Annotated in this window: 15 protein-coding genes; 11 read left to right on the top strand and 4 right to left on the bottom strand. The window is 71.6% G+C overall.

All coding sequences use genetic code 11. The annotated features are described in order from the left end of the window. Positions 1 to 18 precede the first annotated feature (18 nt). The 7 genes from AB0N07_RS19545 to AB0N07_RS19515 all read left to right on the top strand — a co-directional run bounded on the left by AB0N07_RS19545 (position 19) and on the right by AB0N07_RS19515 (position 8,429). On the top strand, positions 19 to 1,431 hold the full coding sequence (locus AB0N07_RS19545; protein WP_365836564.1) for a citrate:proton symporter: 1,413 nt from the start codon (positions 19 to 21) through the stop codon (positions 1,429 to 1,431). A 75-nt stretch (positions 1,432 to 1,506) separates the two neighbouring features. Then, on the top strand, positions 1,507 to 2,751 hold the full coding sequence (locus AB0N07_RS19540; protein ID WP_365836562.1) for an MFS transporter: 1,245 nt from the start codon (positions 1,507 to 1,509) through the stop codon (positions 2,749 to 2,751). Positions 2,752 to 2,853: 102 nt separating this feature from the next. Further along, positions 2,854 to 3,498 carry a hypothetical protein gene (locus AB0N07_RS19535; RefSeq protein ID WP_365836560.1) on the top strand — a complete coding sequence of 215 codons (645 nt, stop codon included), beginning with the start codon at positions 2,854 to 2,856 and terminating at the stop codon, positions 3,496 to 3,498. A 142-nt stretch (positions 3,499 to 3,640) separates the two neighbouring features. Next, positions 3,641 to 4,282 carry a class F sortase gene (locus AB0N07_RS19530; protein WP_365836659.1) on the top strand — a complete coding sequence of 214 codons (642 nt, stop codon included), beginning with the start codon at positions 3,641 to 3,643 and terminating at the stop codon, positions 4,280 to 4,282. A gap of 192 nt (positions 4,283 to 4,474) precedes the next feature. Then, positions 4,475 to 5,818: an ABC transporter ATP-binding protein gene (locus AB0N07_RS19525; RefSeq protein ID WP_365836558.1), complete on the top strand. Its 1,344-nt coding sequence runs from the start codon at positions 4,475 to 4,477 to the stop codon at positions 5,816 to 5,818. Positions 5,819 to 5,946: 128 nt separating this feature from the next. Then, positions 5,947 to 7,335, top strand: coding sequence for an aldehyde dehydrogenase family protein (locus tag AB0N07_RS19520; RefSeq protein WP_365836556.1), 1,389 nt, complete (start codon positions 5,947 to 5,949; stop codon positions 7,333 to 7,335). 11 nt (positions 7,336 to 7,346) lie between these two features. Further along, positions 7,347 to 8,429, top strand: coding sequence for a zinc-binding dehydrogenase (locus tag AB0N07_RS19515; protein WP_365836554.1), 1,083 nt, complete (start codon positions 7,347 to 7,349; stop codon positions 8,427 to 8,429). Here the strand turns inward: AB0N07_RS19515 and AB0N07_RS19510 are convergent. The 3 genes from AB0N07_RS19510 to AB0N07_RS19500 form a co-directional block, all read right to left on the bottom strand. Beyond that, complete coding sequence (locus AB0N07_RS19510) at positions 8,426 to 9,376, bottom strand: DMT family transporter (RefSeq protein WP_365836657.1); 951 nt, start codon at positions 9,374 to 9,376, stop codon at positions 8,426 to 8,428. The genes AB0N07_RS19515 and AB0N07_RS19510 overlap by 4 nt on opposite strands. Before the next feature lie 173 nt (positions 9,377 to 9,549). Next, entirely contained in the window at positions 9,550 to 10,260 is a 711-nt protein-coding gene (locus AB0N07_RS19505) for a winged helix-turn-helix domain-containing protein (protein ID WP_365836552.1), read from the bottom strand. A gap of 47 nt (positions 10,261 to 10,307) precedes the next feature. Next, positions 10,308 to 10,949, bottom strand: coding sequence for a TetR/AcrR family transcriptional regulator (locus AB0N07_RS19500; RefSeq protein ID WP_365836550.1), 642 nt, complete (start codon positions 10,947 to 10,949; stop codon positions 10,308 to 10,310). Between the two features lie 91 nt (positions 10,950 to 11,040). On the opposite strand from AB0N07_RS19500, the gene AB0N07_RS19495 reads away from it, so the two are divergent. The 3 genes from AB0N07_RS19495 (at position 11,041) to AB0N07_RS19485 (ending at position 13,215) form a co-directional block, all read left to right on the top strand. Continuing rightward, positions 11,041 to 12,192 (top strand): acyl-CoA dehydrogenase family protein, encoded by a 1,152-nt coding sequence (locus AB0N07_RS19495; RefSeq protein WP_365836548.1) that lies wholly within the window; start codon positions 11,041 to 11,043, stop codon positions 12,190 to 12,192. 61 nt (positions 12,193 to 12,253) lie between these two features. Continuing rightward, positions 12,254 to 12,499 (top strand): YiaA/YiaB family inner membrane protein, encoded by a 246-nt coding sequence (locus tag AB0N07_RS19490; RefSeq protein ID WP_030946212.1) that lies wholly within the window; start codon positions 12,254 to 12,256, stop codon positions 12,497 to 12,499. A gap of 92 nt (positions 12,500 to 12,591) precedes the next feature. Beyond that, on the top strand, positions 12,592 to 13,215 hold the full coding sequence (locus AB0N07_RS19485) for a TetR/AcrR family transcriptional regulator (protein WP_365836545.1): 624 nt from the start codon (positions 12,592 to 12,594) through the stop codon (positions 13,213 to 13,215). Positions 13,216 to 13,231: 16 nt separating this feature from the next. Here AB0N07_RS19485 and AB0N07_RS19480 read toward each other — a convergent pair whose 3' ends face one another. After that, a complete protein-coding gene (locus AB0N07_RS19480) occupies positions 13,232 to 13,693 on the bottom strand; it encodes a MaoC family dehydratase (protein ID WP_365836543.1) in 462 nt (153 codons plus the stop codon). 132 nt (positions 13,694 to 13,825) lie between these two features. On the opposite strand from AB0N07_RS19480, the gene soxR reads away from it, so the two are divergent. Beyond that, the gene (soxR, locus tag AB0N07_RS19475; protein WP_351465849.1) at positions 13,826 to 14,296 is read left to right on the top strand and encodes a redox-sensitive transcriptional activator SoxR; all 471 of its coding nucleotides are present in this window, start codon (positions 13,826 to 13,828) and stop codon (positions 14,294 to 14,296) included. Positions 14,297 to 14,388 lie beyond the last annotated feature (92 nt).

Raw genomic sequence — 14,388 nt, 5'->3', positions numbered from 1 at the left:
AACGTTAGGTATCCACTCATGCTGACCATCCTCGGCTTCGCCATGATCGCGACCTTCCTGGTCCTGATCATGCTGAAGAAGATGTCGCCGATCGCGGCGCTCGTGCTGATCCCGGCACTGTTCTGTGTCTTCGTCGGTAAGGGCGCGAAGCTCGGCGACTACGTCATCGACGGCGTCACCAGCCTCGCGCCCACCGCGGCGATGCTCATGTTCGCGATCGTCTACTTCGGTGTGATGATCGATGTCGGCCTCTTCGACCCGATCGTTCGGGGAATCCTGAGGTTCTGCAAGGCCGACCCGCTCAGGATCGTCGTCGGTACGGCCGTCCTCGCCGCGATCGTGTCGCTCGACGGCGACGGCTCGACCACCTTCATGATCACCGTCTCGGCGATGTACCCGCTGTACAAGCGCCTGAAGATGAGCCTGGTCGTGATGACCGGTGTCGCCGCCATGGCCAACGGCGTGATGAACACCCTGCCGTGGGGTGGCCCGACCGCCCGCGCCGCCACCGCGCTGAAGCTCGACGCGAGCGACATCTTCGTCCCGATGATCCCGGCGCTCGCCATGGGCCTGCTGTTCGTCTTCGGTCTCGCGTACGTCCTGGGGCGCCGCGAGCGGGGGCGGCTCGGTGTGCTGACGCTGGACGAGGCGTTGGTCGAGGAGAAGGAGACCGAGACGGTCCTGGTGGGCGCGGGCTCCGGCTCCGGATCCGGCAGGGACGCCAAGCGTGCCACCGGCGGGTCCGGCTCCGGGACCGAGGCGGACCTCCCCGCGGACGAGGACGACGGCCTCCAGGGCCTCGACCCCGACCGGCCCACCCTGCGCCCCAGGCTGTACTGGTTCAACGCGCTGCTCACGGTGGCCCTGCTCACCGCCATGATCATGGAGTGGCTGCCGATCCCGGTGCTGTTCCTGCTCGGTGCGGCCCTGGCACTCACCGTCAACTTCCCCCACATGCCCGACCAGAAGGCCCGTCTCGGCGCCCACGCGGAGAACGTCCTCAACGTCTCCGGCATGGTCTTCGCCGCCGCCGTCTTCACCGGCGTCCTCCAGGGCACCGGAATGGTCACCAGCATGGCCAAGTGGCTGGTGGACAACATCCCGGACGGGATGGGCCCGCACATGGCCTTCGTCACCGGCATCCTCAGCATCCCGCTGACGTACTTCATGTCCAACGACGGCTTCTACTTCGGCATCCTCCCCGTGCTCGCCGAGGCCGGCCAGGCCCACGGGGTCTCGTCCCTGGAGATCGCCCGCGCCTCCCTCATCGGGCAGCCGCTGCACATGTCGAGCCCGCTCGTCCCCGCCGTGTACGTCCTGGTCGGCATGGCCAAGGTGGAGTTCGGCGACCACACCCGGTTCGTGGTCAAGTGGGCCGCGCTCACATCACTCGTGGTCCTCGGGGCAGGGATCCTCTTCGGCATCATCTGACCTTCCGGCAAGAGAACTCAGCTTCCGGGCAAGGAAATCCAGCTTCCAGGCAAGGGAATTCAGGAGGATCCGCACATGGGGCCCGGTAGGAACCGCGGCTGGCTGCTCCGCCTCGTCATCGCCTTCGGCTTCGCGCAGGGGGCGGTGTCGATGGCCCGGCCCGCCGTCTCCTACCGGGCCCTCGCGCTGGGTGCCGACGAGCGGGCGGTCGGCGTCATCGCGGGCGTGTACGCGCTGTTGCCGCTCTTCGCCGCGGTGCCGCTGGGCCGCCGCACCGACCACGGCCGCTGCGCACCCCTGCTGCCGGTCGGCGTGGTCCTGATAGCGGGCGGCTGCGCGCTCAGCGGACTCGCGGGTTCCCTCTGGGCGATGGCGGTCTGGAGCGGGGTGATGGGCCTCGGCCACCTCTGCTTCGTGATCGGCGCCCAGTCGCTCGTCGCCCGCCAGTCCGCCCCGCACGAACAGGACCGCAACTTCGGCCACTTCACCATCGGCGCCTCGCTCGGCCAGCTGGTCGGCCCGATCGCGGCGGGCGCACTGATCGGCGGCCCGGACATGGCGGGCACCAGCGCGCTGGCCCTCGTGGTGGCCGGTGCGGGAGCCGCGGTCGCGTTCACCTCGCTGTGGCGCATCGAGGACCGTACGGCCGTCAAGTCCCGTACCGCACAGGGCGATCAGGTCCCCGTCGGCAGAATCCTGCGGGCCCGGGGCGTACCGGCGGGCATGCTCGTCAGCCTTTCCGTGCTGTCCGCCACCGACATCCTCACCGCCTATCTGCCGGTGGTCGGCGAACACCGGGGCATCGCGCCCTCGGTGGTCGGTGTGCTGCTCAGCCTGCGCGCGGGCGCCACCATCGCCTGCCGGCTCGTCCTCACACCGCTGCTGCGGCTGCTCGGCCGGCCGCTGCTGCTCACCGTGACCTGCCTGCTGGCGGCCGTGCTGTGCGCCGGGATCGCGCTGCCGATGCCGGTGTGGACGCTCGGCCTGGTGCTGGCCGCCCTCGGGTTCTGCCTCGGCGTCGGGCAGCCGCTGTCCATGACGACCGTCGTCCAGGCGGCCCCGGACGGCGCCCGCTCCACGGCCCTCGCCCTGCGTCTGACCGGCAACCGCCTCGGCCAGGTCGCCGCGCCGGCCGCCGCGGGTCTGGTCGCGGGGGTCGCGGGCGTTGCGGCGCCCTTCGTGATGCTCGGGGCCCTGCTGCTGTTCTCGGCGGCCAGCGCCCTGCGCGCACCGGCCGCTCCCGGCGGCGGTCAGGTGGCCGGGGCGGCTCCGGGCGGGCGCCGGGCCCGCACTCCCTTGCGCCGGTCGAGGGATATCTGACGGCGAGTCGGGTGGTGCTGCCGCAACACGCCGGGCGGATGTGAAAGAGAGTCAGATGAAAGAGCGATTTGTATGAAAATCGTCTGACTCGGAGGAACGTCCATGCCCACCTTGCTGCCCCCGTCCGCAGGCGCCCGTCTGGGAGCCGCGGCCCTCACCGTACTCACCGCGGCCGGGGCCTCCTGGTCCGCGACCTCCGCCGCTCTTGCCGCCCCCGGTGACGGTGCCGACATCAGGATCCACAGTGAGCGAGTGCCCTACGGCATCTCCAAGGACGACCCCGTGGTCTGCCGGTTCTACCTCGACGCCGTGAATTTCGGCGACCTGACGTCCGTCTCCTACACCATCACGGCTCAGCCCCCGCTGCCCACCGCGGCCACCGTGAGCGGCACGATCTCCCTGGCCGGCGGTGCCGGGCACACCGACATCCTGGGGCTGGCCGACGGCAGATACACCCTCCAGTGGATCATTCCGCCGACCGTGCCGCCCACGCCGCCCGTCGCGCCGAAGGAGAAGGTCTTCTCCGTCGACTGCCACGGCAGACACGACCGGGGGCAGGCGGGCCCGAGCCACACGATCGAGGACCACGGGCCGAAGGGCGGCGTCCACGCCGGCGGCGGCGGCCTCGTCGACACCGTGCAGGCATACACCCCGCTGAGCGCGGCCGGAGGCGTCGGACTGGTCGCCGTCGGCGGAGCCATCTACGTCCGGACGCTGCTGCGCCGCCGCTCCCACGGTGCCGAGTAGGACCTGTCCGGCGCCCTCCTCCGGGGGAACGCGTGCCAGACCCCACGGCGCCGGCACGGTCCGCCGGGCGGCTCCCGCGCGCAGGAGACGCAGGCCCTGGCACCGGACCCGCGCCTACCGCCTCACCAGGACGGCCGTGATCGTGGCCGTCCTGGTGACGGTCTTCCGGTACGGGGGGCATCACCACCACCCGGCCGAGTCCGTCCGGGCCGGGGGCCCGGCGCCCGTCGAGGCGCCCGCCGAACCGGCGCCCGGCCCCGCCGACGGGCGCCCCCGGGCCGCCGAGTCGGCTGCGCCCGCACGACCCGCCACACCGCCCCCGCCACTGCCCCGGTCACCCGCGGCCGCCCTGCGCGTACCGTCCCTGGGCATCGACGCGCCGGTCATCGGCGTGCGGGTCGGCGCCGACCGGCAGCTGGAGACCCCGCCGCTCGACAGGCCCAGGCTCGTCGGCTGGTACCAGGACGGGCCCGCACCGGGCGAGACCGGCACCGCCATCGCCGTCGGCCACCGCGACACGAGGACCGGCGCCGCGGTCTTCGCCGCCCTCGCGCAGGTGCACCCCGGGGCCCGGATCGAGGTCCGGCGCGCCGACGGCCGCACCGCCGTCTACACGGTGGACCGCGTACGGATCTTCGACAAGGACCGCTTCCCCGACAAGGAGGTGTACGGCCCGAGTTCACGCCCCGAGCTGCGGGTGCTGACCTGCGGCGGCCTGTTCACCCGCAGGACCGGCTACAGCAGCAACGTCGTCGTGTTCGCCCATCTGACGGCGACCCGCTGACCCGCAAGGCGCCCTGCGCACCTCCGCGTCCGCTTTCTCACTGGGCGGAACGAAGCACCGGATTCCGTCACGTGTCTTCCCTGGAGCGCGTACGGTCCGTTAACTTCCGTGACTCACAGCCCGTGCGACCCGTACGGGCCGTTCGACCGCGGAGCCTCAGGACTCGCTCAGTACGCCCCCGGGGGCAGTGCCATGACACGCGCCATCTCTCTGCACGACGTGAGCAAGACCTATACGCGAGGCGTTCGCGTGGTGGACCGGCTGTCGCTGGACATCCACCCCGGCGAATTCCTCGTGCTGCTCGGGCCGTCCGGCTGCGGCAAGTCCACCGTGCTCCGCATGATCGCCGGGCTGGAGGAGATCACGGAGGGCCGGCTGCTGCTGGACGGCGAGCACTCCAACGAACTGCTCCCGTCCGAGCGGAACATGGCGATGGTGTTCCAGAACTTCGCCCTCTACCCGAACATGACCAGCCGCGGCAACATCGGCTTCCCGCTGCGCGTCGAGAACCCCGGCGAGGACCCGCGTCCGCGCGTGGACGCCACCGCCCGGATGCTCGGCATCGAGGACCTCCTCGACCGCTTCCCCAGCCAGCTCTCCGGCGGCGAACGCCAGCGCGTCGCCATGGGCCGCGCCATCGCCCGGCACCCCTCGGCCTTCCTGATGGACGAGCCGCTGTCCAACCTCGACGCCAAGCTCCGCAACCACCTGCGGGCCGAAATCTCCAAGCTCACCCGCGAGTTGGGCGTCACCACGGTCTACGTCACCCACGACCAGGCCGAGGCCATGTCCCTCGGTGACCGGGTCGCCGTGCTGCGCGGCGGGGTGCTGCAGCAGCTGGACACCCCACGCATGGTGTACGCCCTGCCCCGCAACGTCTTCGTCGCCGCCTTCATCGGCACCCCGCGCATCAATCTGCTGCGCGGCCTGGTCCGCGCCCCGCTGGACGGTGCGATGACCATCAGCCTCGGCAAGCAGTATCTGCGGCTGCCAGAACCGCTCTGTCTGGACCACCAGTTGCTGCGGGTGCAGCAGGGCCGGGAGGTGATCGTCGGGCTGCGCTCGGAGGCCGTACGCATCGCCAAGCACTCCTCCGCCCGCCCGGGCGAAGTGCCTCTCACGGGCCTTGTGGAGCACGTGGAGTTCCAGGGTCACGAGATCCTCGTGCACTTCAACACCGGCTCCCGGCCCGCCGTCGTGCCGGACCTGGAGGCGCCGCGTCCCGGTTCGCGCCCGTCCCGGCGCCGTCGGCGGGAGGGCGGTCCGACCGTGCTGGAACGTCTGCGGGACCGGGCGGGGGCGCTCCGCGCGGGGCCCGTGGTGGTCATGGACGACCCGGAGGCCGGCCCTGCGGAGGCCGCGTCCACCGAGGCCCGCCTCCCGGGGGACCTGGTGGTCCGCACCACGCCCGACATCGAGTTGCGGCACGGGATGCAGGTGCCGCTGCTCGTCGACATCGCCCATCTGTTTGTGTTCGACCAGCATGGGGAGCGGATCTGTCCGGCGCCGGCGCGGTTGCCGGATTTGGAGGACTGAGGCTCCGTAGGGGGTGCCGGGGCCCCTTCAGGGCGGTGTCGATCTGGCGGCTGAAAACTAACGTCGCTAGTTTATGTGTCTGTCGGTAGGTTTGACGCGGACGACGCACCCCGCCCCGGAGGAGCACCATGAAGGCACACGACGGCCTGTACATCGACGGCGCCTGGCGGCCCGCCGCTGGTCAGGACGTGATCGATGTCGTGAATCCCGTCGACGAGCAGGTCATCGGGCGGGTCCCCGCAGGGACGGCAGTGGACGTGGACACCGCCGTACGGGCCGCCCGCGCCGCCTTCCCGGCCTGGGCCGCGACCCCGCCCGTCGAGCGGGCCGCCCGGCTGGGTGCGCTGCGGGACGTCCTCGTGGCCCGCAAGGACGAGATCGCCGAGACGGTGACCGCCGAGCTCGGTTCGCCGCCGGCGTTCTCGCAGAACGTGCACGCGGCCGTGCCGATCGCGGTCGCGGGCTCGTACGCCGAGCTGGCGGCGACGTACGCCTTCGAGGAGAAGGCCGGGAACTCGACCGTCTACCTGGAGCCGGTCGGGGTGGTCGGTGCGATCACGCCCTGGAACTACCCCCTGCACCAGATCGTTGCCAAGGTCGCCCCGGCCCTGGCGGCGGGCTGCACGGTGGTCCTGAAGCCCGCCGAGGACACCCCGCTCACCGCCCAGCTCTTCGCCGAGGCGGTCCACGAGGCGGGCGTCCCCGCAGGTGTCTTCAACCTGGTCACCGGCCGCGGCCCGGTCGCGGGCCAGGCCCTCGCCGAGCACCCGGGCGTCGACCTGGTCTCCTTCACCGGCTCCACCGCCGTCGGCCGGCAGATCGGCGCGACGGCGGGCGCCGCGGTCAAGAAGGTCGCCCTGGAGCTGGGCGGCAAGTCCGCCAACGTCATCCTGCCGAGCGCCGACCTCGCCAAGGCGGTCAACGTCGGCGTCGCCAACGTCATGTCCAACTCCGGCCAGACCTGCAGCGCCTGGACGCGCATGCTCGTCCACCGGGACCAGTACGAGGAGGCGGTCGGGCTCGCCGCCACCGCCGCCGCCAGGTACGGCGACCGCATCGGCCCGGTGGTCAACGCCAAGCAGCAGGCGCGGGTGCGCGGGTACATCGACAAGGGCGTGGCGGAGGGCGCGCGGCTGGTCGCCGGAGGCGCCGAACCCCCGCGCGAGCAGGGCTACTTCGTCTCCCCGACGGTCTTCGCCGACGTCACCCCCGAGATGACGATCGCGCAGGAGGAGATCTTCGGCCCGGTCCTTTCCATCCTCCGCTACGAGGACGAGGAGGACGCCCTGCGCATCGCCAACGGCACGGTCTACGGCCTCGCGGGCGCCGTCTGGGCGGGCGACGAGAGCGAGGCGGTCGCCTTCGCCCGCCGCCTGGAGACCGGGCAGGTCGACATCAACGGCGGCCGCTTCAACCCCCTTGCCCCCTTCGGCGGTTACAAGCAGTCGGGCGTCGGCCGCGAACTCGGCACGCACGGCCTGTCCGAGTACCTCCAGACCAAGTCCCTGCAGTTCTGAGGAGCGCATCCATGGTTCGCGCAGCAGTCCTTCCCGCCGTGGGCGCCCCGCTGGAGATCACCGGCATCGACCTCCCGGAGCCCGGCCCCGGCCAGGTCCGCGTCCGTCTCGCCGCCGCCGGGGTGTGCCACTCCGACCTCTCCCTGTCCAACGGCACCATGCGGGTGCCGGTCCCCGCCGTCCTCGGCCACGAGGGTGCCGGCACGGTCGTCGCCGTCGGCGACGGCGTCGCACACGTCTCACCGGGCGACCAGGTCGTCCTCAACTGGGCGCCGTCCTGCGGCAGTTGTCATGCCTGCACGCTCGGTGAGGTGTGGCTGTGCGCCAACGCCCTGAACGGCGCCGCGGACGTGTACGCCCACCGTTCCTCCGACGGCTCCGATCTCCACCCCGGCCTGAACGTCGCCGCGTTCGCCGAGGAGACGGTCGTCTCGGCGGGCTGTGTCCTCCCCCTCCCGGAGGGCATCCCCCTCACGGACGCGGCCCTCCTGGGCTGCGCGGTCCTCACCGGCTACGGCGCGGTCCACCACTCGGCGCAGGTCCGGGAGGGCGAGACGGTCGCGGTGTACGGCGTCGGGGGAGTGGGCCTGGCCGCGCTCCAGGCGGCGCGGATCGCGGGCGCCGCACGCATCGTCGCCGTCGACGTCTCCCCGGAGAAGGAGGAGCTGGCGCGCGGCGCGGGCGCCACGGACTACGTCATCGCCTCCGACACGACGGCCCGCGAGATCCGCGGACTGACGGACAAACAAGGCGTGGACGTGGCGATCGAATGCGTGGGCCGCGCGTCGACGATCCGCACGGCCTGGGACTCCACCCGCCGCGGCGGCCGCACGACGGTGGTCGGCATCGGCGGCAAGGACCAGCAGGTCACCTTCAACGCCCTGGAGATCTTCCACTGGGGCAGGACCCTGGCGGGCTGCGTGTACGGCAACTCGGACCCGGCGAAGGACCTCCCCGTACTGGCCGAACACGTACGGGCGGGCCGCCTGGACCTGGGCGCGCTGGTGACGGAACGGATCGGCCTGGACGGCATCCCGGCCGCCTTCGAGAACATGCTGGCGGGCAAGGGCGGACGGGCGCTCGTGGTCTTCTAGCCGGCTGATTCCGAGGCGGCCTCGGGCTGCGGCTCCGGAGTGCTCCCCGGCGTCGCAGCCCGCACGGCCGCAGCCCGCGGCCGCGACCGCGAGACCGCCACACCTGCCAGACACAGCACACCGCCGCCCAGCGTGAGCAGCCCCGGCACCTCGCCGAGCGCCAGCCACGACATCAGTACGACCAGCGCGGGCACCGCGTACGTGGTCGCCCCCATCCGGCTGGCGGTCGTACGAGCCAGGGCGTACGCCCAGGTGGTGAAGGCGAGCGCGGTCGGAAACACGCCCAGGTACACCATGTTGAGCGTCGACGACACCGGCGCGTGGGCCGCCTCGCTCACCAGCTGCCCGGCGAACGGCAGACACCCCACCGCCCCGACGAGACACCCGAACGTCGTCACCTGCAGCGCACTGGCCGTCGCCAGCGCGGGCTTCTGCGCGACGACTCCACCCGCATAGCCGACCGCCGCAAGCAGACACAGCACCACCCCGAGCACCGACGACCCGCCGCCCCCCGACATCGACAGCCCGACGGCCACCGCCCCCGCGAACGACACCGCCATCCCCGCCAGCAGCCGCGGCGGCATCGGATCCCCGAGCAGCCGCGCACCCAGCAGGGCGATGAGGATGGGCCCGGTGTTCACCACCAGCGCGGCCGTACCGGCGTCGACCTGCTGCTCCCCCCAGTTCAGGACCACCATGTAGAACCCGAACCAGAGCACCCCGGATATCCCGATCCCCCGCCAGGCGCCTCGCGGCGGCAACCCTTCACCGCGCACGACCAGCAGCACCCCGAGCACCAGCGCCCCGGACAGCAACCGACCGAGTGCCAGCGCCCCGGGCGAGTACGCGGCCCCCGCGCTACGGATCGAAACGAAGGCGGAGGCCCACAGCACCACGGTGACCGCTGCGGCGGCGGGGGCGAGCAGGTCGGGTCGACGGGAGTTCATCATGCTCCAGAGGCTAGAAGGGGAGGGGAACCAGGGCTCGCGAATTTCAGACGGTGTACTGCAGCGCCCCGACAGGGGCGCGGGGCCCCGCCGCGGCAGCGGCTGATGTCACAGCCGATATGCGGCTCCGCCGCGTTGGCGCGACCAGCCACGACGTAGCCGCAGGTGCATGACTAGCGCAGTGAATCGGCCTCGATGCCCAGCAGGTCATACAGCGCCCGCTCACCCGACGGAGTCACCCTTACCGCCCGCTCGGACCCGATCCGCACACACCACCCGGCATCCATCACGTGCCGACAAAGCGCCGCCCCCGCAACCCCCGCCAAATGCGGCCGCCGCTCGGTCCAGTCGAGGCACCCACGGGCCAACGGCCGCCGCCCCCTGCGATCGAGGGAGATACCGGCGGCCCCGAACCACCGAACCCCGGCCTCCGTCAGGGCGAACCCCGCGTCCTGACGCAACAGCCCCCGCATGGTCAACCCATCCGTCACCCCAATCCCCAGCCGCCCCGCCAGATGGTCGTAACAGGTCCGCCCCCGCGCCATCGCCGCCCCGGCGCTCGACTCCCGCAGCCCCCGCGGCCGTACGGCGTCCCCCGGCCCCACCTGCGCGGCCAGATCCTCCACCAGCTGCGCAACCGCCGCATCGGCGAGCCGCACATAGCGATGCCGGCCCTGCCGTTCCTCGGCGAGCAGGCCGCCCGCGACGAGCTTGCCCAGATGTTCGCTCAGCGTCGACGCGGCGACCCCCGCATGCCGCGCCAGCTCACTCGCGGTCCACGCCCGCCCGTCCAGCAGCGCCAGCAGACACGTGGCCCGCGTCTCGTCGGCGATCAGCCCGGCGAGCCGGGCCAGCCGCGGTGCCCGGGGTTCCCTGGTGGTCATGCATCCCAGCATGGGACACGGACACTTCGGCGGCCGCCGAACTGTCGCTAGCCGGCCCGCCGCGCCTGCTCATACTGCTGCACCAGACCGTCCAGCAGCGCCGTGAGACCCGTCTCGAAGGCCCGCTCGTCGATCTTCTCCTGCTGCTCGGCGAGCAGGTGCGCCTGGCCCAGGTGCGGATAGTCGGCGGGGTCGTACGCGCTCTGGTCGTCCACGAAACCCCCGGCGAAGGAGCCGAGCGCGGAGCCCATGATGAAGTACCGCATCAGCGCGCCGATGGAGGTGGCCTGCGCCGGTGGCCAGCCCGCGTCGACCATCGCGCCGTAGACGGCGTCCGCGAGGCGCAGCCCGGCGGGACGGCGCCCCGGCCCCTGGGCGAGCACCGGGACGATGTTGGGGTGGTCGCGCAGCGCGGCCCGGTAGGAGACGGCCCAGTCGTGCAGCGCGGTACGCCACTCGCGGCCGTCCTCGAACATCGACAGGTCGACCTGCGCGCTCACCGAGTCGGCGACCGCCTCCAGGATCTCGTCCTTGGTGCGGAAGTGGTTGTAGAGCGAGGGCCCGCTCACCCCCAGTTCCGCGGCGAGCCGACGCGTGGAGACGGCCGCGAGGCCCTCCGCGTCCACCAGCGCACGTGCCGTCTCGACGATGCGGTCGGTGCTGAGCAAGGGCTTGCGCGGTCGGGCCATGGCGCACATAGTAGGGCTGCACGGCCGAAACTAGCAGTGCTAATTTAAATGTGCAGGATTGTGCAGGATCTCGCGAGTGGGGTGACCGGTCATGAATCTGGAGCTCAGTGACGAGCAGGAAGCCGTCCGGCGGCTCGCCAAGGACTTCGTGGACCGCGAGATCGCCCCGAACGTCATCGCCTGGGACCGGGCCGAGGAGGTCGACCGGTCGATCGTGAAGAAGCTCGGCGAGGTCGGTTTCCTCGGACTGACCGTCGACGAGGAGTACGGCGGCTCCGGCGGCGACCATCTCGCGTACTGCCTGGTCACGGAGGAACTCGGGCGCGGTGACTCCTCCGTGCGCGGCATCGTGTCCGTGTCGCTCGGGCTGGTCGCCAAGACGATCGCCGCCTGGGGGAGCGAGGAGCAGAAGCGGCAGTGGCTGCCCGGGCTCACCTCCGGCGAGTACGTCGGCTGCTTCGGCCTCACCGAGCCGGGCACCGGCTCCGACGCCGGCAACCTCTCCACGCGCGCGGTGCGCGACGGCGACGACTACGTCGTCAACGGCGCCAAGATGTTCATCACGAACGGCACCTGGGCCGATGTGGTGCTGCTGTTCGCCCGCTCCACCGACGCCCCCGGCCACAAGGGCATCTCCGCCTTCCTCGTCCCGGCCGACACTCCCGGTCTCACCCGCCGCACCATCCACGGCAAGCTCGGCCTGCGCGGCCAGGCGACCGCCGAGCTGGTCCTAGAGGACGTCCGCGTGCCCGCCTCCGCGATGCTGGGGGAGGAGGGAAAGGGCTTCTCGGTCGCCATGTCGGCACTGGCCAAGGGGCGGATGTCGGTCGCGGCGGGCTGTGTGGGCATAGCCCAGGCCGCGCTGGACGCGGCGGTGAAGTACGCGGGCGAGCGCGAGCAGTTCGGCAGGTCCATCGCGCATCACCAGCTCGTACAGGAGCTGATCAGCGACATCGCCGTCGACGTGGACGCGGCCCGGCTGCTGACCTGGCGGGTCGCCGACCTGATCGACCGGGGGCAGTCCTTCGCCGTCGAGTCCTCCAAGGCCAAGCTGTTCGCCTCGGAGGCCGCCGTCCGCGCCGCCAACAACGCCCTCCAGGTCTTCGGCGGCTACGGCTACATCGACGAGTACCCGGCGGGCAAACTGCTGCGCGACGCCCGCGTGATGACCCTCTACGAGGGCACCAGCCAGATCCAGAAACTGCTCATCGGGCGTGCCCTGACGGGTGTTTCGGCGTTCTGAGTACCTCAGCTGAGTATCTCGGCGGATGTGGTACCGGCCACATCCGCCGACGCTTGGCCCCATGAGTGACACATCCGGCAAGCAGCAGAACACTGCCGCCTTCTACGGCCAGGCCGTCGCGTCCTTCGCGATCGCCATGGCCGCGACCGCCATCGGCATCTTCCGGCTGAACGCCGACGCCTGGGTGCGGGCGTTCCTCGGAATCGCGGTCCTGTACCTCGTCACCTCCGCCTTCACCCTCGCCAAGGTGATCCGCGACCGGCAGGAGGCGACGGAACGCGCATACCACCCCTTCGAGAAGCTCTGAGCCCCTCTGAAAGCTCTGAGCGGGGACTCTAAGCGCTCGCTCACCTTCGGCGGTATGGTGGGGTGTCTGTCTGCGAGAGGGGCGAGCGAGCGATGAGTACGGCGGAGGAGACGGCCGGTGGCGAGACGTCCGCGTGGGGCGAGGTCACGCCCGACGCGGCCCGACGGCTGCTGATCGCCGCGGTGGAGGCCTTCGCCGAGCGCGGGTACCACGCCACGACGACCCGTGACATCGCGGGCCGCGCCGGCATGAGCCCTGCCGCGCTCTACATCCACTACAAGACCAAGGAGGAGCTGCTCCACCGGATCAGCCGGATCGGCCACGAGAAGGCCCTGGAGATCCTGCAGACGGCGGCCCGGCGCGAGGGCACCGCGACCGAGCGGCTCGCCGACGCGGTGAGCTCCTTCGTCCGCTGGCACGCGGGCGGCCGCACCACCGCCCGGGTCGTGCAGTACGAGCTGGACTCGCTCGGTCCGGACGCCCGCGAGGAGATCCTCGCGCTGCGCCGGCAGTGCGACGCCGAGGTGCGGGGGATCATCGAGGACGGTATCGCCTCCGGCGAGTTCGACGTGCTGGACGTCAAGGGCACCACCCTCGCCGTCATGTCGCTCTGCATCGACGTCGCCCGCTGGTTCAACGTCGACGGCCCCTGGACGCCCGAGGAGGTCGGCGCGCTCGACGCCGACCTCGTGCTGCGCATGGTGGGGGCCAAGTAGCCCGCCGGGCCACTGTTCAGACGTAGAAGCGGGCCACCGACTCGGCCACGCACACCGGCTTGTCCCCGCCCTCGCGCTCCACGGTGTAGGCGACGGCCAGCTGGACTCCGCCCGGGACGTCCTCGACGCTGCTGATCCTCCCGGTGGCGCGCAGGCGCGAACCGACCGGCACGGGGGCCGGGAAGCGGACCTTGTTGGTTCCGTAGTTGACGCCCATCTTCACGCCCTCGACGCTGATCAGCTGAGGGCCGAAGAGCGGCAGCAGCGACAGGGTGAGATAGCCGTGCGCGATCGTCGTCCCGAAGGGGCCCGCCGCGGCCTTCTCGGGGTCGACGTGGATCCACTGGTGGTCGCCGGTGGCCTCCGCGAAGAGATCGATCCGCTTCTGGTCGATCTCCAGCCAGTCGGTGTACCCCAGCTGCTCGCCCGCCGCCGCCTTCAGCTCGTCGGCGGAGGTGAAGATCCTCGGCTCTGCCATGTCCCGGCCTCCCATGCCTCGCTCATGTCCTGAACATCGTGAACACTATGTCTAAGCAACTGCTTAGCATGGTCCTCCGGGAATCCAATGTCAACGGACGTCGGCCGGGCACGGATGGGTAGGGTTCGAGGGGTGCCCCAGATTCCAGAGAAGATCCACGAGCTCACGGTCGGCCAGCTCGCCGCGCGCAGCGGCGCCGCCGTCTCCGCCCTGCACTTCTACGAGTCCAAGGGCCTGATCAGCAGCCGGCGCACCGCGGGCAACCAACGCCGCTACCACCGCGACACGCTGCGCCGGGTCGCCTTCGTACGCGCCGCACAGCGCGTCGGCATCCCCCTGGCCACCATCCGCGAGGCGCTCGCCGAACTCCCCGAGGAACGCACCCCGACCCGGGAGGACTGGGCCCGGCTCTCCGAGGCCTGGCGTTCCGAACTCGACGAACGCATCAGCCAGCTCAACCGCCTCCGCGACCACCTGACCGACTGCATCGGCTGCGGCTGCCTCTCGCTGGACGGCTGCGTCCTGTCCAACCCGGACGACGTGTTCGGCGAACGGCTGACGGGGTCGCGGCTGATGGTGGAACGCAGGGGGAAGCGGGCTTAGCGCAGCCCCGTAGCTGCGGGCAGTCGTGGGGGGCGGGGGGGGGCCCCCGCCCCCGCAAACGGCACCCCCCCCCGCGCGGGGCGCGCGCGACC

Source organism: Streptomyces sp. NPDC051172 (assembly GCF_040682555.1).
In the GTDB taxonomy this organism is placed as follows: domain Bacteria; phylum Actinomycetota; class Actinomycetes; order Streptomycetales; family Streptomycetaceae; genus Streptomyces.
Note: the sequence above shows the minus strand (reverse complement) of the source record. Positions and strands in the feature narration are given on the sequence as shown.